Source organism: Nocardia nova (assembly GCF_002933465.1).
GTDB classification, from domain to species: Bacteria; Actinomycetota; Actinomycetes; order Mycobacteriales; family Mycobacteriaceae; genus Nocardia; species Nocardia nova_B.
Genome location: NZ_PSZE01000008.1, coordinates 99236 through 118512 on the forward strand (window position 1 = coordinate 99236; position 19277 = coordinate 118512).

Genomic DNA, 19277 nt, shown 5'->3' on the forward strand with positions numbered 1-19277 from the left:
GGCTGAGGACCTGTCGGGCCGGTATCTGCGCGCGTTCGCACGCCGATCCGGCGGGTCGGTCAGATCCGCAGAATCGCCAATTCGGCCAGGGAGAGCACGGTCCACGGCGGTGGTCGCGCGCGGCGGCGCAGCCCGAAGCGCGCGAGGTGCCCGGCGCCGAGAATCCGATCGGCGCCCAGCCAGGCGATCACCGCCAGACCGAGGGCCAGCGCGAGGGTCACCAGCACGAAAACGCAGGCGTGCATACCGGCGTGGACGATGCAGCCGTCACGGCCGGAACCCTCGGCAATCACTGGGGTGCTCCGCATGGGCGCGGCCGGCGATCGGTCCGCGACCGGTGTTTGCTCGTTCCGGACCGCCGCCGCGGCGGGTACGGTGGCCGGTGCGGAGTGGTCGCCGTGACGGCTCTGCGCAATGCCTTGTGCGGCAAGCGCAATCGGCGCTCGGCTCGCGTCGTTCGGTGGCGATACCGAGCCGCCCGCCCCCTCCGGCGCAGTGACGGCAGGCGAAGATACGGCCGGCTCGGTGGCGGCGCCCATCGCGTGCCCGGTGGAGAAGACCACCGCGTGCATGACGGCGACGCCGATCAGCAGGGACAGCACACCGAGCACCCGGACGAATCCGGGCGCGCGACGGAGGCTACCCATGGCGAGCACTGTCCCAGTCTACGCATCCCTCGGTTACCCCCGGGCGGTATGGGTGGTGACGATCATCCGGTTGCGATGTCCACGACCAGTCGCACGGGCCGGTCCAGCGCGGTCACCGAGAACGGCGGCCGGTTCGCGTTCACGCCGATGAACGATTGCGTAGTGCCTTCGTAATCCTGGGCACCGTAGACCCCGGCAACGCCCGGTGCGCTCGGATCGGTGGCCGGGTTCGGGCCGCTGTAGGGCGTCACCCCGCTGTCCCAGGGATAGGCGGTGCCCAGGATCTGCACCTCGAGGATGGAGGTGCCGGCGATGTGCAGTTCCCGGCCGCTGCCGTTCTGCACCGCGCGATCGGTGTACCGCACATTCCACCCGGGCGCCCCGCCGGTGCCACCGAACTGGTACACCACCCGGTCGTAACCGTCGTGGTGGCCGATGCGCACATCGGTCACGGTGAGCCGGGTGTCGGTGGCCGGGGTGGCCTGCTGCGGTGAGGTTCCCCAGGGCGGCGCCTGATTCGGTTCCGTGGTCGCCGTGGCGGCCCCGGTCGCGGGCGGCATCGGCGTTCGACCGGCCGGATTGGAGTCGCCGTCCGAGCAACCCGCCAGCAGTACGAGCCCGGCGACCATCGGCAATACCAGCCTGTTACGCATGGGGCCGATGGTATGCCGTCGGGCGCCAGGGGTCATGGTGACGACACGGCAACGGTCTAGCACACTGTAGGAATGCTGGAGGTCGACGACATACTGAGCCGATTACGGCGCTATCCGGATGTGGAAGCGGTGAACCTCTACGCCGTCGACGCGGCGGACCGACTGATCCTCGACACGGCCGCGGATGTGCTCGCGGCGGCCGGACCGGGACGGGTCGCGGTGATCGACGACTGTTACGGCGCACTGACTCTCGGCGTGGCCGCCGCCCACGATGTGCGCGACATCCGTGTCCACCAGGATCTGCTGACCGGTGAACAGGCGCTGGCCAACAATGCCCGTGCCATGGATCTGGCCGACCGCTACACCTCGCACGATCTCGGCCCGGAACTGCTCGCGGGGGCCGGCGTCGTGCTGTTGCGATTACCCCGCATGCTGTCCGGTCTCGCCGAGATCGCCGAGGCGGTCGCGCGATACGCCGATCCGGAGGTCATCGTGATCGCCGGTGGCCGTGACAAGTATCTGACGCCGGCGATGAACGACGTACTGGCGGAATACTTTTCGGGTGTGCAGGCCAGCCGGGGCCGGCAGAAGTCGCGGACGATCACGGCGACCGGGCCGAAAACGCCGGGAGCGCAGCAGTTTCCGCTGCGTGAGCAACTCGACGAACTCGCCCTGCAGGTGGTGGCGCACGGAGCGGCCTTCTCCGGGCCGCGCCTCGATATAGGCACCCGCTTCCTGCTCGAACACCTCGATCGGATGAAGCCCGACGCCCACGAGGCGATCGATCTCGGTTGCGGCACCGGCATACTCGCCACCGCCCTGGCCAAGGCGCGCCCGCACATCACCGTAGTCGGAACCGATCAGTCCGCGGCCGCGGTCGCCTCGGCCCGGGCCACTGCCGCCGCGAACGGAGTCGGCGACCGGGTGACCGTGGTCCGCGACGACGCGATGGCGGCGGTGGGCGACCACAGCACCGATCTGGTGCTGTGCAACCCCCCTTTCCACGTCGGCGCCGCGGTGCACACCGGCTCGGCGATCAAGATGTTCTCCGAAACCGGGCGGGTACTGCGCCCGGGCGGGGAGCTGTGGACCGTATACAACAGCCACCTCAACTATCGCGGCGTCATGGACCGCTTGGTCGGCAAGACCGACGTGGTCGGGCGTAATCGCAAATTCACCGTGACTCGGTCCGTGTGTGGCCTGCGCACCGCCCGGCGGGAGTAGATTACGGGCAGTACAGTCTGGTATGTCCGATTTGATGTCCGGTTCGGGGAACTTGCTCCCGGAGCGGATCGTTGGATACTCAGACGGACACGACGGACGTGGACCGCTACTTCGGAAAGGCACGGGACCTTGCGCACCACAAGTAACCCGATCTTCAAAAATTTGCCGCAACAACAGGGCGGTGGATACGCGGGATTCGGTTCGGCGGCAGCGGGCGCCGGGCAGTTCGCGCAGTACGGACAGCAGAGCCCGTACGGTGTCCAGCAGCCGTATCAGCAGGCGCCGGCCACCCGGCCGATGACGATCGACGATGTCGTCACCAAGACCGGCATCACCCTCGGCGTGGTCACGCTCGCCGCGATCATCGCCTACGGTGCGACGGCGGCCAACCACGCGCTGGCCCCGCTGTTCGTGATCGTCGGTGGTCTGGTCGGCTTCGCGCTGGTCATGGTCGCCACCTTCGGCCGCAAGCAGGACAACAAGGCCATCGTGCTGAGCTACGCGGCGGCCGAAGGCTTCTTCCTGGGCGCGCTGTCGTTCATGTTCACCAATGTGGAATTCGGCGGCGTCGGTGGCGGCGGTCTGATCGCCCAGGCGGTACTGGGCACCTTCGGTGTGTTCTTCGGCATGCTCGTGGTCTACAAGACCGGAGCCATCCGGGTCACCCCGCGCTTCACCCGCATGCTCGTCGGCGCCATGATCGGTGTGGTCGTCCTCATGCTGGGCAACCTGGTCGCCGCTTTCTTCACCCCCGGCGGCTTCGGCCTGCGGGACGGCGGCACCGTGGCGATCATCTTCAGCCTGGTCTGCATCGCGATCGCGGCCTTCAGCTTCCTGCTCGACTTCGACGCCGCCGACCAGTTGATCCGCGCCGGTGCGCCGGAGAAGGCCGCGTGGGGCGTCGCCCTGGGCCTGACCGTCACCCTGGTCTGGCTGTACCTGGAGATCCTGCGCCTGCTGAGTTATCTGCAGAACGACTGATCCCGCGCCCGACAGCGGGTTCGAACACCGGAGAGGTGGCTGCGACACGGCAGCCACCTCTTCGCGTTTCGAGACTCTGCCGTCGCGGCCCGTGCGCGGCGGCTGCTTTCAAGCGAGCAGTGCTGCCGGCAGGACGTCGATGACGAACCGGCCGACCGCAGTACTACTAACTCAGGCGCTCGATGACCATGGCCATGCCCTGGCCACCGCCGACACACATGGTCTCCAGACCGAACTGCTTGTCGTGGGTCTGCAGGTTGTTGATCAGGGTGGCGGTGATGCGGGCGCCGGTCATGCCGAACGGGTGGCCGAGGGCGATGGCGCCGCCGGAGACGTTCAGCTTGTCCAGATCCATGTTCAGCTCACGAGCCGAGCCCAGCACCTGCACGGCGAAGGCCTCATTGATCTCGTAGAGGTCGATGTCGTCGATGGTCTGGCCGGCGATCTTCAGCGCCTTGCGCACGGCCTCGATCGGGCCCAGGCCCATGATCTCCGGCGACAGACCGGACACACCGGTGGACACGATGCGCGCCAGCGGGGTCAGCCCCAGCTCCTTGGCCTTGGTGTCGCTCATGATGACCAGCGCGGCGGCGCCGTCGTTCAGCGGGCAGGCGTTACCGGCGGTGACCGTGCCGTCGGGGCGGAAGACCGGCTTGAGCTGCGAGATCTTCTCGTAGGTGGTGCCGGGGCGCGGGCCGTCGTCGGTGGAGACGACGGTGCCGTCGGGCAGCGTCACCGGGGTGATCTCGCGTTCGAAGAAGCCGGCCTTGATGGCCTCTTCGGCGCGGTTCTGCGACCGCACACCCCAGTGGTCCTGGTCCTCACGCGAGATGCCGGTGAACTGGGCGACGTTCTCGGCGGTCTGGCCCATCGCGATGTAGATGTCGGGCAGATCGCCACCCTCGCGGGGGTCGGTCCAGCCGCCGGAGCCGCCCTCGGTGCGCGTGGTGGTGCGGGCCTCGGCCGCGGCGAACTTCTCGTTGTGGGTGTCCGGCCAGCCGTCGGAGGTGCCCTTCGGGAACCGCGAGACGGTCTCGACGCCGGCGGAGATGAAGACGTCGCCCTCGCCGGCCTTGATGGCGTGCAGCGCCATGCGAGTGGTCTGCAGCGAGGACGAGCAGTACCGGTTCACGGTCACGCCGGGCAGGAAGTCGTAGCCGAGCTGGGTGGCGACCACCTTGGCGATGTTGAATCCGGCCTCGCCGCTGGGCTGTCCGCAGCCGAGCATCAGATCGTCGATGTCGGCGGGATTCAGCGCCGGGACCTTATCCAGAGCGGCGCGGACCATCTGGGTGGCGAGGTCGTCGGGACGCATGGTCACCAGCGAACCCTTGCCTGCGCGGCCGATGGGAGAGCGGGCGAACGAAACGATGACGGCCTCTGGCATGAGGACTCCTTACATCGGGGTCGCCGAATCGGTCAGCCGACCGTTTCGGTACAGGGGTACGACAAATGCAACCCCGAATCTACTGCGCGTTCTGTCTCCGCTTCGCTCGGGCGCTGGTCCTCGATTCTTCCCTCCTCGCTCGGTCGCTGCGTCAGTCCACAATCGAGGCGGGCCGAGAACCGTGGGAGGCAGCCAATCGACGCTGCGCACTCGGATCGGCGCCGATTGCGCTGAGCAGTACCGGGAGCAGGTGCCGGGCCGCCAACGCGTATCCGGCCGGCGAGGGATGGAACCCGTCGGCGGAGAAGAGCACCTCCGGTGTGCTGCGGAAGTCGTGGCCGAGCAGATCGCCCATCGCCACGGGGATGCCGCCGGCCGAACGGACCGCACCGACCTGGGCTCGGGCCAGCCGCGCGCTCCAGCGGTGCACGACCGTGCTCAACGGCTGCGGGATCGCGGCCACGGTGCCGAGATCCGGGCAGGTGCCGACTACCACGACGGCGCCCGCCTCGTGCAGGCGTCCGACCGCCTGCCGCAGCCGCTGCGCCGAACGCCGGATCGAATGTTTCTTGGTGACGTCGTTGGCGCCGACCAGGATCACCGCGGCGTCCGGTGGCGGGCCCGCGATGAACATGGCGTCGACCTGTCCGGCCAGCCCCTTCGAGGTGGCGCCGGATATCGCCTTGGTACTCAAGCGAATTCGCCATCCGGTGGCATCGGCCAGACCGCGGGCCACCAGGACGCCGGGTACCCGTTCGGCGTCGGCGCAGCCCACTCCGGCGGCGGTCGAGTCGCCGAAGATCATCAGATGCAGATCGAACGGCACACCCGCGCGCCACGGTTGCGGGGCCGCGCACTCGCGGGTGTACACACCGTCGGCCTCCGGGGGCTTCGAGGTGTCGCGGCCGATCACGGTGCGCGCCGCGCGGGCTTGCGACATCAGCAGGCGGTAGGTCGCCCAGCCCGCGGTGCCCGCCCCCGAGCCGACCGCCACGGCGGCGCCCGCGCTCGCCGCGACCGTTCGCCACGTCCTGGAAGCCACGCCCCAACCTCCCGTCTCACATCCGACGCTGCTACCGACCGGACCCTCCGCGGCGGGCTCGGCGCCCGCGGCGGTGCGAATCCGGTGCGGCCGCAGGGGCTCCCGGTCCGGTCCTACCGATTATGCGGCGCGTGCGACGCGCCGACCAGGGACAAGGCCGGTGCGGTCAGAAAACGTCGAATGCGCCGTGCGCGGGAATGTTGAGGTTGTTGGTGGTGACCGTGACCTCGATATGACCCGGTCCGGTGTTCTGGAACTCCGCGTACAGGATGCTGCCGTAGATACCGGAGACGACGTTCAGCCGGTACTCGCCGGCCGCGCCGGTGTTGGTGTTGCGCCACGCGACGGTGGTGTCGACGTTGCACAGGGGGGCCAGCGGATACTGTCCCGGCCCCACACCCTGGATCGCCAGGGCCTGGACGTTGAACACCGCCCGCCCCGGCCAGTCGGGACTGGTATCGACCCAGGTCCGGATATTGCCCCCGCACAATCCGCCGTAGAACACACTCGGCGTTTGCGGGAACTCGACGGTCTGTGCGCTGGCCGAGGCGGACGCGATGGTGGTCACGGCCCCGACGGTCGCGGCCACGACTGCGGTGGCGCGAGCTGTCTTCGGCATCCTCACGCCCCGCATACTAACCGCAGCGCTGGTGCCTCGCTGGATCGAACGCAGCGCACGCCGTACCAAACGCAAGTCGCCCGCCCGGCTCTGCGACGATGTAGCTATGCGTATCGCGAACCACGTCGTCGACCTGATCGGAAATACCCCGCTCGTTCGGTTGAACTCGGTGGTGGGCCCGAACTCCGGGGTGGTGGCCGCGAAGATCGAATATCTCAACCCGGGCGGCAGCTCCAAGGACCGCATCGCGGTGAAGATGATCGATGCCGCCGAGGAGCAGGGATTGCTGAAGCCGGGCGGGACCATCGTGGAACCGACCTCCGGCAACACCGGGGTGGGGCTGGCCCTGGTCGCCCAGCAGCGCGGTTACAAATGCGTCTTCGTCTGCCCGGACAAGGTCAGCGAGGACAAGCGCAACGTGTTGCGCGCTTACGGTGCCGAGGTGGTCGTCTGCCCGACCGCGGTGCCGCCGGAGCATCCGGACAGCTACTACAGCGTCTCGGACCGCCTCACCCGGGAGATCCCGGGTGCGTGGAAGCCCGACCAGTACTCCAACCCGGGCGGCCCGGCCAGCCACTACGAGACCACCGGTCCCGAGATCTGGCGCGACACCGAGGGCACGGTCACCCATTTCGTGGCCGGCGTGGGCACCGGCGGCACCATCACGGGTGCGGGCCGGTATCTGAAAGAGGTATCCGGCGGCAAGGTCAAGGTCGTCGGCGCCGATCCGGAGGGGTCGGTCTATTCCGGCGGCACCGGCCGGCCGTATCTGGTCGAGGGCGTCGGCGAAGACTTCTGGCCCTCGGCCTACGACCCGTCGGTGCCGGACGAGATCATCGCCGTCTCCGACGCCGACAGCTTCGAGATGACCCGCCGCCTCGCGCGCGAGGAGGGGCTGCTGGTGGGCGGTTCCTGCGGTATGGCGGTGGTCGCGGCGCTGCGGGTGGCCGAGCGTGACCCGGAGGCGGTCGTGGTGGTGCTGCTGCCCGACGGTGGCCGCGGTTACCTGTCGAAGATCTTCAACGACAACTGGATGAGCTCCTACGGCTTCCTGCAGACCCGGCTCGACGGCAGCACCGCCGAGCCGACGGTCGGCGATGTACTGCGCGGCAAGTCCGGTGCGCTGCCGGATCTGGTGCACACCCATCCGCAGGAGACGCTGCGCGACGCGATCGAGATCCTGCGCGAATACGGGGTCTCCCAAATGCCGGTGGTCGGCGCCGAACCGCCGGTGATGGCCGGCGAGGTGGCCGGCAGCGTCACCGAGCGCGATCTGCTGTCGGCGGTGTTCGAGGGCCGGGCGCATCTGACCGATCCGGTGTCGAAGCATATGAGCCCGTCGTTCCCGCTGATCGGGTCCGGCGAGCCGGTGTCGGCCGCGACCAAGGCGCTGGAGTCCACCGACGCGCTCATGGTCGTCGAGGATGGCAAGCCGATCGGTGTCATCACCCGCCATGATCTGCTCGGCTTCCTCAGCGGGTCGGGTCTGCCCACGCACTGATCCTGTACGGCCCACCACAGCAGAGTTCGCACAACAGCACAGTTCGCTCCAATCACCCGGCCGCTCACGCGAGCCGGGTGATCGCGTTTCCGCCTGCCCGCGCCGCCGGGGGCGGATCTGCCGGCCGATTACCGCGTGCCGAGCCCCAACCCTGTCGGCGGGCAACCGATCGATGCCCAAACCCCGAATTGCCCAAACCCTGAATATCGAGTGCGGCCCGACAGGGGTTACCGAGCGTTATCGATCGTTACCGAACGGTGGCCGAACGCGGAAAAAATCGGACAAAACACCCTCGAAACGCAACGACACGCGTTATTTTTCTGTGATGCGCAGCACGTTCCCGTGAAGTATGGATCCCCAGGTCAGCGCTATATAGCGGGTCGTCATCGATGCAAAACGCGAGTGGCGGCACCTTCTGTTCATTTCAAGTTAAGTTTACGTTCACCTACCGCAATCATCCTGTGACCTCGTTGGTTGTCAGACGCGAGTCTGAGTCAGTAGCCGGATCGTCATCCGAAAAAAGCATGCAGCACGCGAGGTGAGTCCCACAGGGGCCCGCCCTGGTCCAGTGCTGCCTGCCGCAGGCCACCGAGGCCGACACACAGTAGGGAAGAACATCGAATGTCGAAGACCACCACAAGCAGTAGAGCCAAGGCGGTCGCGCGTACCGCCGGATCAGCCACCCTGGCCCTCGCCGCTTTCGCCGCCATCACCTCCGCCGGTGGCCACAAGACCGACGATGTGAAGCCGGCCGCGTTGGCATCCACGCTGGTCGCCGCCGCCGAGAAGACCCAGCCCACCGCTGCCGCCGAGCCCATCGCCGCGGCCGCCCCGGCGCCGGCCGCCCCCGCCGCCGCCATCCCGGCCCCGATGCCGGCTCCCGCGCCCGCCCCCGCGCCGGTTCCGCCGCCGCCCCCGCCGGCGCCGGTCTACCCGGACAACCTGGACGGGTGGATCCACAACGCCCTCGACATCATGGCCGCGCACGGTATCCCGGGCAGCTACAACGGCATCTATCGCAACATCATGCGGGAGTCCTCGGGTAACACCCAGGCCATCAACCTGTACGACTCCAACGCCGCCATGGGCATCCCGTCCAAGGGTCTGCTGCAGGTCATCGACCCGACCTTCGCGGCCTACCACGTCGACGGCACCTCCTGGGACATCTGGGATCCGGTCGCCAACATCGTGGCCGCCTGCAACTACGCAGCGCACCGCTACGGCTCGATGGACAACGTCAACTCGGCGTACTGAGCCGGGGCGATCGGTCCCGGGCGGGCATGACCCCGCTCACATCGATCCAGGGCCGGGGGTTCCCGGCTCGAGCGTCGCGACGGCGCGGATCTAGGCTGGTCGGCATGACCGACGATCAGCTGGGGTTCTCCACACGAGCCGTGCATGCCGGGTTCGATCCCGACCCGCAGACCGGTGCGGTGAATGTGCCGATCTATGCGAGCTCGACCTTCGCCCAGGACGGCGTGGGCGGGCTGCGTGGCGGCTACGAGTACGCCCGCACCGGTAACCCGACCCGCGCCGCGCTGGAAGCGAATCTGGCCGCGCTGGAATCCGGGAGTTACGGGCGGGCATTCTCCTCGGGGATGGCGGCCACCGACTGTGTGCTGCGGGCGTCGCTGCGCCCGGGGGATCACCTGGTGATTCCGAACGACGCCTACGGCGGGACGTTCCGGCTCATCGACAAGGTGTTCACGCAGTGGGGTATCGAATACTCCGTGGCCCCGGTGTCGGATCCGGACGCCGTCGCACACGCGTTGCGTCCCAACACCAAACTGGTGTGGCTGGAGACGCCGACCAATCCGCTGCTCAATGTCGGCGACATCTCGGCACTGGCCGACGTCGCCCACGGCGGCGGGGCGAAACTGGTGGTGGACAACACCTTCGCCTCGCCGTACCTGCAGCAGCCGCTGCTGCTCGGCGCGGATATCGTGCTGCATTCGACCACCAAATATCTGGGCGGTCATTCCGATGTGGTCGGCGGTGCACTGATCACGAACGACGCCGAACTCGACGCCGCCTTCGCCTTCCTGCAGAACGGCGCCGGCGCGGTCCCGGGGCCCACCGACGCCTTCCTCACCATGCGCGGCATCAAAACCCTTGCGCTGCGGATGGATCGGCATTGCGACAACGCGGAGACCCTCGCCGGATTCCTCGCCGAGCACTCGTCCATTTCGGAGGTGATCTACCCCGGCCTGCCGGAACATCCCGGAAATCCGGTGGCGCAGAAGCAGATGCGCCGTTTCGGCGGCATGATCTCGGTACGGCTGCGCGGCGGCAAGCAGGCCGCGCACGACTTCTGCGCGCGGACGAAGATCTTCACCCTCGCCGAATCGCTCGGTGGAGTGGAATCGCTGATCGAACACCCCGGTGCGATGACCCACGCTTCGACCGAGGGCTCCGAACTGGAGGTGCCCGCGGATCTGGTGCGACTGTCGGTCGGCATCGAGGACATCGGCGATCTGCTCGCCGATGTGGAGCGGGCGCTGGGCTGAGCAGCAAAAACAACGAACGGCCGCACCGGAATCGGTGCGGCCGTTCGTGTCGGTAGAGCTATGTCAGATGGTCGTATGTCAGATGGTCGGCCGGGCTGCTGCCGACCCGGCCGAATCTGCCGAGGAGCGCGCGCAGCGCAGCCGCGGTGGTATCCCCGCCGCTGCTCGCGTGCATCGACGACACCTTCCCGTCAGCTGTGGTACGGCTCCGCGCTGACCAGGGTCACCTTCATCATGTTGCCGTTGGGCAGGCGGTATTCGCGCGTCTCGCCGACCTTCGCGTCGATCAGGGCGCCGCCGAGCGGGGAGCTCGGCGAGTAGGTCTCCAGGTCCGATCGGCCCAGGCCCTCTTCGCGGGTCGCGATCAGGAAGGTCTCGGTATCGGTTTCGTCGCCGTCGTAGTAGACCTTGACCACCGAGCCCGGCAGCGCCACACCGGATTTGGTCGGCGCGACGCCGACCTTGGCGTTGTTCAGCAGCTCCTGCAGCTGACGGATGCGGGCCTCCTGCTGACCCTGCTCCTCGCGCGCGGCGTGGTAGCCGCCGTTCTCCTTCAGGTCGCCTTCTTCGCGGCGTTCGTTGATCTCAGCCGCGATGACCGGACGGTTGGCAATGAGCGCGTCGAGTTCGCTCTTGAGCCTCTCATGCGACTCCGGTGTGAGCCAGGTCACTTGCGTCTCAGTCATCTCGATCACTCCCTAGTAGTTGTTCCCGGCGTGCCGGGGTCCGTAATACCCGTCGCGCGTGCGCAAGCACGTGTCCGCGCACAGCAACAGTCGACGGCTAGAGCGATCCGGGGGATGTTCCTCGAACCCCGACGGTGTCGCGGGCATTGTGTGCCCGGGAACCGGCAGCGCTGGCCGTCAATGCAGCAAACACGGCTCCGAGCGTTCGGAACCGTGTTCGCGCCATTCTAGCACGAATTGGATATGTGCAGGTAGAAGGCTTGAATGCGGGGGTGTCAGCCGGCCTTCAGGTAGGCCGGTACCTGATCGCTGCACCCGTAGATATTGCCGTTGGCGGGCCGGGCGGTGGTCCGCACCGTGGTGGTGAGTTCGACGGTTCCGCTGTCGGAGCCGGGGATCAGCACCTCGCGGCGGCCGATCTCGCTGGCCTCGGTGTCCATGCCCCGGACCAGGCACACCACCGGCTGCTCCGGATGCTTGCGGGTCACCTTGAAATGCACGGTCAGCGTGGAATCGTCGACGACGTCGTAGCCGAGTTGGTCGGGCTCGATATCCTGGGGACCGTACTGCCGATAACCCACGTAGGCGACGACCAGCCCGAGTATCACCACCACGATGCCGAGCGCGATCGGAACCCAGCGGCGGTTGCGTGCGGGACCGGTTCCGTAACGATTCGACACTCGATCGTTGCTCACTCCCGTCGCCCCGGTGGCGGCGTCGGCGGTGCGCCCGTCCGGATCGGTCCGGTCGGACTGCGATGCCGCCTCGCTCATGGTGTGGTTGCTCCCGTGGTCGATCAGGGGGTAGGTCGGAACAAAAGACCGTCGGATGGAACTATAGGGAATGCAGTTCGGACACCCGCGTGCCGCTCGGGCACGGCGGACGGCTATGAGGTGAAACGGTGAGCAACGAGGTGAACGAGAAGTGAGCGGCAGCTTCGATCGGCCGCTGCGCCTCATGGCGGTGCACGCCCACCCCGACGACGAGTCGAGCAAGGGCGCCGCCACCACCGCAAAATACGCCGCGGAGGGTGACGATGTGCTGGTCGTGAGCCTGACCGGAGGTGAGCGCGGCTCGATCCTCAATCCGGCGATGGATGTGCCGGGAATTCTCGACCGCATCGACGATGTCCGCCGCGAGGAGATGGCGGCCGCGGCGAAGGCCCTGGGCGTCCAGCACCGTTGGCTCGGATTCGTGGATTCCGGCCTGCCTGAAGGAGATCCGCTGCCCCCGCTGCCCGAGGGCAGTTTCGCGCTGGTGCCGCTCGAGGAGGCCACCGAGGCCCTGGTGCGGGTGGTGCGCGAATTCAGGCCGCACGTGATGACCACCTACGACGAGAACGGTGGCTATCCGCATCCGGACCACATCATGTGCCACAAGGTGTCGATGGCGGCCTTCGAGGCGGCCGGCGACCCCGAGCGCTTCCCCGACGCGGGCGAACCGTGGACCCCGCTCAAGCTCTACTACAACCACGGTTTCAGCCTGCAGCGGCTGGAGACCTTCGCCGACGAGTACGACCGGATCGGTGAGCCGTTCCCGATGCGCGACTGGATGGAACGCATCCGCAAGGCCGCCCAGGAACACGGCGATGTGATGTCGCGGGTGACCACGCAGATCGACTGCGGCAAGTACTTCCCGCAGCGTGACGAGGCGCTGCGCGCGCACGCCACGCAGATCGACCCCAACGGCATGTTCTTCGCGATCCCGCTGGAGATGCAGCAGCGGCTGTGGCCCACGGAGGAATTCGAACTGGCCAAGACCCGGGTGCGCACCGCGATTCCGGAGACCGACCTGTTCGCCGGCATCCGGGACGCCGACGATACGGACGCCGACGAAATGGTCGCCGACCGGGCTGTCGAGGGCACGGTTCGATGATGTCGACGTTGTTCGCGCACACCGCGCTGCTGGCTCAGAACACCACCACGAACCCGACCGGCCCGGAGTTCGGCAAGGCGTCGCCGCTGGGTCTGGTGATCATTCTCGTGCTGCTGGTCGGCACGGTGCTGTTGATCCGCTCGATGAACAAGCACATCAAGAAGCTGCCCGCCGATTTCTCCCGCGAACATCCCGAACCGGACCAGGAAGCCGACGAGGGCACCGAACACGGTGTCGCCGGCGATGGTGGCGATGCGGCGGGCGGCGATCGGGCGGAGCAACAGCGCGACGGCGCCGCCAACGGATCCGGCGGCGATTCGGGTCCGTCCGCCCCTCCGCCGGCCTCCGGTAAGGGCTCCTGAGATCCGCTGATTCGCCGCGCCGTCGCCGATTCGCCGCCCAATCGCAATCCGAGGCCGGCGACGGCCTCGGGCGGCGACGTCGATTGATGCTCTGATCTGCTTCGATGTTGCCCGGGTCGTAAGACCCGGCGGTCGCTCGCGCATGTCGCGATACCGCGCTTCGGCGGGAATCGGCCGGACGACTCCTATGGGATCCCACACGATACGTGCGGGTAACCCCTGCATGGCGTAAACATTCGTGGAATAAAGGTGCACACTTCGCGGAGCCGCGATACCTCGAATTCTGCCCATGCACCGGGCCTACGCTGTGGAAAGGAGTCGGCGAGTGTTCAGCCGCATCGCCATCGTGAACCGGGGTGAGGCCGCAATGCGCCTCATCCACGCCGTCCGAGATTTGGCCGCGGCGACCGCGCGACAGATCGAAACCGTCGCTCTGTACACCGATGTCGACCGGAACGCGACGTTCGTGCGCGAGGCCGATATCGCCTACGACCTCGGTCCGGCCTCCGCCCGCCCCTACCTGGACCTGAAGGCGCTGGAGAAGGCGCTGGTGGCGACCAAGGCCGACGCCGCCTGGGTCGGCTGGGGTTTCGTCGCCGAGGATCCCGCTTTCGCGGAACTGTGCGAACACATCGGTATCACGTTCATCGGTCCGAGCCCGGACGCCATGCGCAAACTCGGCGACAAGATCGGCGCGAAGCTGATCGCCGAAGAGGTCGGGGTTCCGGTGGCGCCCTGGAGCCGCGGTGCGGTCGAGACGCTGGACGCCGCCATCGCGGCCGCCAAGGACATCGGCTATCCGCTGATGCTGAAGGCCACTGCCGGTGGTGGTGGTCGCGGTATCCGCGTCATCACCAACGAAGCCGAACTGGTCGACGCCTACGAGCGCACCAGCCAGGAAGCGGCTCGCGCGTTCGGTAGCGGTGTCGTCTTCTTGGAGCGGCTGGTCACCGGCGCTCGCCACGTCGAGGTCCAGGTGATCGCCGACGGTCAGGGCACCGCGTGGGCGCTGGGCGTGCGCGACTGCTCGGTGCAGCGGCGCAATCAGAAGGTCATCGAGGAGTCCGCCTCGCCGGTGCTGCGGCCCGAGCAGGTCGCCGATCTGAAGGCCTCGGCCGAGCGGCTCGCGGTGGCGGTCGGTTACCGCGGCGCGGCGACCGTCGAATTCCTTTACCACCCCGGCGACGAGTTGTTCGCCTTCCTGGAGGTCAACACCCGCCTGCAGGTCGAGCACCCGATCACCGAGTACACCACCGGGTTCGACCTGGTCCGCGCGCAGTTGCACGTGGCCTCCGGCGGACGGCTCGAGGGTGAGCCGCCGGCCGAACGCGGGCACGCCATCGAGGCCCGCCTCAACGCCGAGGACCCCGATCGCGACTTCGCTCCGGCGCCGGGCCGCATCGCCCTGCTGGATCTGCCGGCCGGTCCGGGCATCCGCGTCGACACCGGTGTCAGCGCGGGCGACACCATCCCCGCCGACTTCGACTCGATGATCGCCAAGATCATCGCCTACGGCCGCGATCGGGAAGAGGCCCTGGGCCGGCTGCGCCGCGCGGTCGGCGAGACCCGCGTGATCATCGAGGGCGGCGCGACCAACAAGAGTTTCGTCCTGGACCTGCTCGACCAGCCCGAGGTCATCGACGCCAGCGCCGACACCGGCTGGATCGATCGGGTGCGTGGCGAGGGCCGGCTGGTGGCCCAGCGGCACACCGCGGTCGCCCTGGCCGCTGCCGCCATCGACGCCTACGAGGAAGAAGAGCGGGCCGAGCGGCATCGGCTGCTGTCCACCGCCGCTGGTGGCCGTCCGCAGGTGCAGCACGAGAGCGGCCGTCCGCTGGATCTGAAGCTGCGTGGCGCGAGCTACCGCCTGCGGGTCGCGCGGGTCGGCGCGCACCGATTCCGGATCGGCATCGAGGCTGCCGGCGAGATCGCCACCGCCGACGTCGATCTGGAGCGCTTCGACCGCCACACCGGTCAGATCGTGGTCAACGGCACTCGGTATCGGCTGGTCACCGGCACGCACGGCCCTACCCACGTGGTGGATGTCGACGGCGTGACGCATCGGGTGAGCCGTGACGAAGGCGGTGTCGTGCGCTCGCCCGCGCCCGCGCTGGTCGTCGCCAAGCCGCTCGAGGTCGGCGACGAGGTCGAGGCGGGTGCGCCCGTCCTGGTTCTCGAGTCGATGAAGATGGAGACCGTGCTGCGGTCGCCGTTCAAGGCGCGCGTCAAGGAATGCAGCGTCTCGGTCGGCTCGCAGGTCGAGGCCGGTGCGCCGCTGCTGCGCCTGGAACCGATCGCCGACGACGATCAGGCCGACGAGGCCGCCGCCGCGGTCGAGTCGGTCGAACTGGACCTGCCCGCCGCGCCCACCGAGGTGCTGGCCCACGAGCGCACCGCGCGCGGCCAGGAGGATCTGCGCGGGCTGCTGCTCGGTTTCGACGTCGACCCGCACGACGGCGGCCGTGTCCTGGCGGACTACCTGGCCGCGCGCCGCGCGGCGATCGCGGACAACCGCCGCCCGCTCGGCGAGGAACTGGAACTGATCGAGGTCTTCACCGATCTCGCCGAGCTGAGCCAGTTCTGGGGTGAGGACGCCGGCCACGGCCACGTCCACAGCGCCCGCGAATATTTCCACACCTATCTGCAGAGCCTCGACGTCGAGCGGGCCGGATTGCCGGAGTCCTACCGGGCCAAGTTGTCGAAGGCGCTCGCGCACTACGGCGTCACCGATCTGGAACGCACCCCGGAACTCGAGGCCGCGGTCTTCCGGATCTTCCTCGCGCAGCAGCGCCCGTCCGACACGGTCACCGTCGTCACCACGCTGCTGCGCGAATGGCTGGGCGAGCCGGTGCCGGATCGGGTGCTGCAGGAACCGGTGGGCCTGGCGCTGGAGCGGCTGGTGGCCGCGACCCAGGTGCGCTTCCCGGTGATCGCCGATATCACCCGGGGTGTGGTCTACGCCTGGTACGGCCAGCCGCTGCTGCGCCGCAACCGCGCCCGCGTGTACACCACGGTCCGCAAGCATCTGAGCCATCTGGACGCGCATCCGGATGCCGCCGACCGCGCCGATCGCATCGCCGAGATGGTGCGCAGCACCGAGCCGCTGGTTCGGCTGCTGGCCCAGCGGCTGGTGCGGGGCAACCCCGACAACACCGTCATGCTCGAGGTGCTGACCCGGCGGTACTACGGCAACAAGGGCCTGACCGACGTCCGCACCCAGGAAGTGGACGGCTGCACCTTCGTGGTCGCCGAACGCCGCGGTGTGAATCTGGTCTCCGCGGCGGTCAGTTTCGACTCGCTCGACACGGTGCTGAGCGGGCTCACCGAACTGGCCGGCGGCGCCGCCTCCATCGAGGCCGACATCTACCTCGGCTGGGAGAACCAGCCGGAGGACTTCGACGCGATGGCCGCCGCCCTGCAGGAAGTGCTCGGCGCCCGGTCGCTGCCCAATCAGGTGAATCGGATCACGGCCACCGTCGCGGGCAGCAACGGCGCGGTGATGCACCACCACTTCACCTTCCGCCCGTCGGCGACGGGTCTGGCCGAGGAGCGGTTGATCCGCGGCCTGCACCCCTATATCGCCGAGCGGATGCAGATGCGCCGCCTGCGTAAATTCGATCTCACCCGGCTGCCGTCCTCCGACGAGGAGGTCTACCTCTTCCGGGGGGTCGCGAAGGAGAACCCCGCCGACGAGCGGCTGATCGCGTTCGCGCAGGTGCGCGACCTGACCGCGCTGCGCGATCACGAGGGCCGGCTGCTGTCGCTGCCGACCGCCGAGAGCACGGTCGCGACCTGTGTCGACTCCATCCGCCGGGCACAGTCGCGGCGGCCGTCGGCCAAGCGCCTCCACACCAACCGGATCGTGCTCTACATCTGGCCGCCGCTGGATGTGACCCGCGCCGAACTGGACACCATCGTCGGTCGCGTCGAACCGGCCACCGCGGGCGCCGGGCTGGAGGAGATCCTGATCATCGCCCGCCAGCCCGACGAGAAGACCGGCGAGCTGGTCAAGATCGTGGTGCGCATCCGGTTCGATGCCACCGGCGGCACCGAGGTGACCGTCGGGGAGCGCACCGACGACCCGGTCGAACCGCTCGACGAGTACCGCCAGAAGGTGCTGCGGGCCGCCAGTCGCGGCACCGTCTATCCGTACGAATTGACCGGTCTGCTCGGCACTTTCACCGAATACGACCTCGACGCCGAGCACGCGCTGGTCCCCGTCGACCGGCCCAAGGGCCACAACACCGCGGCCATGGTCGTCGGTGTGGTGACCACGCCGACCGAGCGGCATCCGCAGGGCGTCACCCGCGTGACGCTGCTCGGCGATCCGACCAAGTCGCTGGGCGCACTGTCGGAGCCCGAATGCCGCCGGGTGATCGCGGCGCTGGATCTGGCCGAGCGGATGCAGGTGCCGCTCGAGTGGTACGCGCTGTCCTCCGGCGCCCGGATCTCGATGGACTCCGGTACGGAGAACATGGACTGGGTGGCGGCGGCGCTCAAGCGCATCGTCGAATTCACCCAGGACGGCGGCGAGATCAACATCGTGGTCGCGGGCATCAACGTCGGTGCGCAGCCGTACTGGAACGCCGAGGCGACGATGCTCATGCACACCAAGGGCATCCTCGTGATGACCCCGGATTCGGCGATGGTGCTGACCGGTAAGCAGGCGCTGGACTTCTCCGGCGGTGTGTCGGCCGAGGACAACTTCGGCATCGGCGGCTACGACCGCGTGATGGGCCCCAACGGTCAGGCGCAGTACTGGGCGCCGAATCTGGCCGGGGCCCGCGATGTGCTGATGTCGCACTACGACCACACCTACATCGCTCCCGGGGAGCAGGGTCCGCGCCGCGCGCAGACCACCGACCCGATCGACCGCGATGTGTGCACGTTCCCGCACACCGTCCCGGACAGCGATTTCACGACCGTCGGCGAGATCTTCTCCGCGACCACGAACCCGGATCGCAAGAAGCCCTTCGATATTCGCACCGTGATGCGGGCGCTGGCCGATCAGGACCACGCCGTGCTGGAGCGCTGGGCGGGTATGGCCGATGCGGAGACCGCCGTCGTCCAGGACGCGCATCTGGGTGGTATCCCGGTCTGCCTGCTGGGCATCGAATCGCGGGGTGTGCCGCGGCGCGGCTTCCCGTCCACCGACGGTCCCGACACTTACACCGCGGGCACGCTGTTCCCGCGGTCGTCGAAGAAGGCGGCTCGCGCGATCAACGCGGCCAGCGGCAACCGCCCGCTGGTGGTGCTGGCGAATCTGTCCGGCTTCGACGGATCGCCGGAGTCGATGCGCAAGCTGCAGCTCGAATACGGTGCCGAAATCGGCCGCGCGATCGTGAACTTCCGCGGGCCCATCGTGTTCTGCGTGATCTCGCGCTACCACGGCGGTGCGTTCGTGGTGTTCTCGAAGGCGCTGAACCCGAATATGACCGTGCTCGCGCTGGAGGGTTCGTTCGCCTCGGTGCTCGGTGGCGCCCCGGCCGCGGCCGTGGTGTTCGTCGGTGACGTCAACACCCGCACCGCCTCCGATTCGCGGGTGCGCGAACTGGAGTCGCGGGTCGCGAACGCGTCGGGTACCGAGCGCGCGGAGCTGTCCGCCGAGCTCGACGAAGTCCGCTCGCAGGTGCGCGCGGAGAAGCTGGGCGAGGTCGCCGCCGAGTTCGACCGGGTGCACAACATCCACCGTGCCGTCGAGGTCGGCTCGGTCGACGCGGTAATCAGCGCCCGCGAGCTGCGCCCGCGCATCATCGAGGCGATCGAGGCGCGGCTCGGCTGATGTCGACGCCC

15 protein-coding genes are annotated in these 19277 nt (G+C 68.3%); 8 read left to right on the forward strand and 7 right to left on the reverse strand.

What is annotated here, in order from left to right; all coding sequences use genetic code 11:
* Positions 1 to 59: 59 nt before the first annotated feature.
* Positions 60 to 647, reverse strand: coding sequence for a hypothetical protein (locus tag C5E41_RS12265; RefSeq protein ID WP_104375951.1), 588 nt, complete (start codon positions 645 to 647; stop codon positions 60 to 62).
* Positions 648 to 709: 62 nt separating this feature from the next.
* Complete coding sequence (locus C5E41_RS12270) at positions 710 to 1300, reverse strand: AMIN-like domain-containing (lipo)protein (RefSeq protein WP_104375952.1); 591 nt, start codon at positions 1298 to 1300, stop codon at positions 710 to 712.
* A gap of 72 nt (positions 1301 to 1372) precedes the next feature.
* Between C5E41_RS12270 and C5E41_RS12275 the strand changes: the two genes are divergently transcribed.
* Together C5E41_RS12275 and C5E41_RS12280 are read left to right on the forward strand one after the other, a co-directional pair.
* A complete protein-coding gene (locus C5E41_RS12275) occupies positions 1373 to 2524 on the forward strand; it encodes a class I SAM-dependent methyltransferase (RefSeq protein WP_104375953.1) in 1152 nt (383 codons plus the stop codon).
* 129 nt (positions 2525 to 2653) lie between these two features.
* The gene (locus tag C5E41_RS12280) at positions 2654 to 3505 is read left to right on the forward strand and encodes a Bax inhibitor-1/YccA family protein (RefSeq protein ID WP_104375954.1); all 852 of its coding nucleotides are present in this window, start codon (positions 2654 to 2656) and stop codon (positions 3503 to 3505) included.
* 166 nt (positions 3506 to 3671) lie between these two features.
* Here the strand turns inward: C5E41_RS12280 and C5E41_RS12285 are convergent, their stop codons facing one another.
* From C5E41_RS12285 to C5E41_RS12295, 3 genes are all read right to left on the reverse strand, one after another.
* A complete protein-coding gene (locus C5E41_RS12285) occupies positions 3672 to 4892 on the reverse strand; it encodes an acetyl-CoA C-acetyltransferase (RefSeq protein WP_104375955.1) in 1221 nt (406 codons plus the stop codon).
* A gap of 151 nt (positions 4893 to 5043) precedes the next feature.
* A complete protein-coding gene (locus C5E41_RS12290) occupies positions 5044 to 5934 on the reverse strand; it encodes an SGNH/GDSL hydrolase family protein (RefSeq protein WP_104375956.1) in 891 nt (296 codons plus the stop codon).
* Between the two features lie 166 nt (positions 5935 to 6100).
* Positions 6101 to 6553, reverse strand: coding sequence for a hypothetical protein (locus C5E41_RS12295; protein ID WP_258080940.1), 453 nt, complete (start codon positions 6551 to 6553; stop codon positions 6101 to 6103).
* A 106-nt stretch (positions 6554 to 6659) separates the two neighbouring features.
* Here C5E41_RS12295 and C5E41_RS12300 point away from each other — a divergent pair, with 106 nt between their 5' ends.
* The 3 genes from C5E41_RS12300 (at position 6660) to C5E41_RS12310 (ending at position 10561) form a co-directional block, all read left to right on the forward strand.
* Positions 6660 to 8054 carry a cystathionine beta-synthase gene (locus C5E41_RS12300; protein WP_104375957.1) on the forward strand — a complete coding sequence of 465 codons (1395 nt, stop codon included), beginning with the start codon at positions 6660 to 6662 and terminating at the stop codon, positions 8052 to 8054.
* Positions 8055 to 8675: 621 nt separating this feature from the next.
* Positions 8676 to 9308, forward strand: coding sequence for a transglycosylase SLT domain-containing protein (locus C5E41_RS12305; RefSeq protein WP_104375958.1), 633 nt, complete (start codon positions 8676 to 8678; stop codon positions 9306 to 9308).
* A 104-nt stretch (positions 9309 to 9412) separates the two neighbouring features.
* Positions 9413 to 10561, forward strand: a complete 1149-nt coding sequence (locus tag C5E41_RS12310; RefSeq protein WP_104375959.1) for a cystathionine gamma-synthase — start codon at positions 9413 to 9415, stop codon at positions 10559 to 10561.
* A 191-nt stretch (positions 10562 to 10752) separates the two neighbouring features.
* Here C5E41_RS12310 and greA read toward each other — a convergent pair whose 3' ends face one another.
* Both greA and C5E41_RS12320 read right to left on the reverse strand, forming a co-directional pair.
* Positions 10753 to 11247 carry a transcription elongation factor GreA gene (gene greA, locus C5E41_RS12315; protein WP_030518168.1) on the reverse strand — a complete coding sequence of 165 codons (495 nt, stop codon included), beginning with the start codon at positions 11245 to 11247 and terminating at the stop codon, positions 10753 to 10755.
* A 275-nt stretch (positions 11248 to 11522) separates the two neighbouring features.
* Positions 11523 to 12020, reverse strand: a complete 498-nt coding sequence (locus C5E41_RS12320) for a DUF4307 domain-containing protein (protein ID WP_104375960.1) — start codon at positions 12018 to 12020, stop codon at positions 11523 to 11525.
* Between the two features lie 184 nt (positions 12021 to 12204).
* Here C5E41_RS12320 and mca point away from each other — a divergent pair, with 184 nt between their 5' ends.
* The 3 genes from mca to C5E41_RS12335 all read left to right on the forward strand — a co-directional run bounded on the left by mca (position 12205) and on the right by C5E41_RS12335 (position 19266).
* Positions 12205 to 13122 carry a mycothiol conjugate amidase Mca gene (gene mca / locus C5E41_RS12325; protein WP_104375961.1) on the forward strand — a complete coding sequence of 306 codons (918 nt, stop codon included), beginning with the start codon at positions 12205 to 12207 and terminating at the stop codon, positions 13120 to 13122.
* Positions 13119 to 13484: a hypothetical protein gene (locus tag C5E41_RS12330; RefSeq protein ID WP_104375962.1), complete on the forward strand. Its 366-nt coding sequence runs from the start codon at positions 13119 to 13121 to the stop codon at positions 13482 to 13484. The genes mca and C5E41_RS12330 overlap by 4 nt, the downstream gene beginning before the upstream one ends.
* 325 nt (positions 13485 to 13809) lie before the next feature.
* The gene (locus tag C5E41_RS12335) at positions 13810 to 19266 is read left to right on the forward strand and encodes an ATP-binding protein (RefSeq protein WP_104375963.1); all 5457 of its coding nucleotides are present in this window, start codon (positions 13810 to 13812) and stop codon (positions 19264 to 19266) included.
* Positions 19267 to 19277 lie beyond the last annotated feature (11 nt).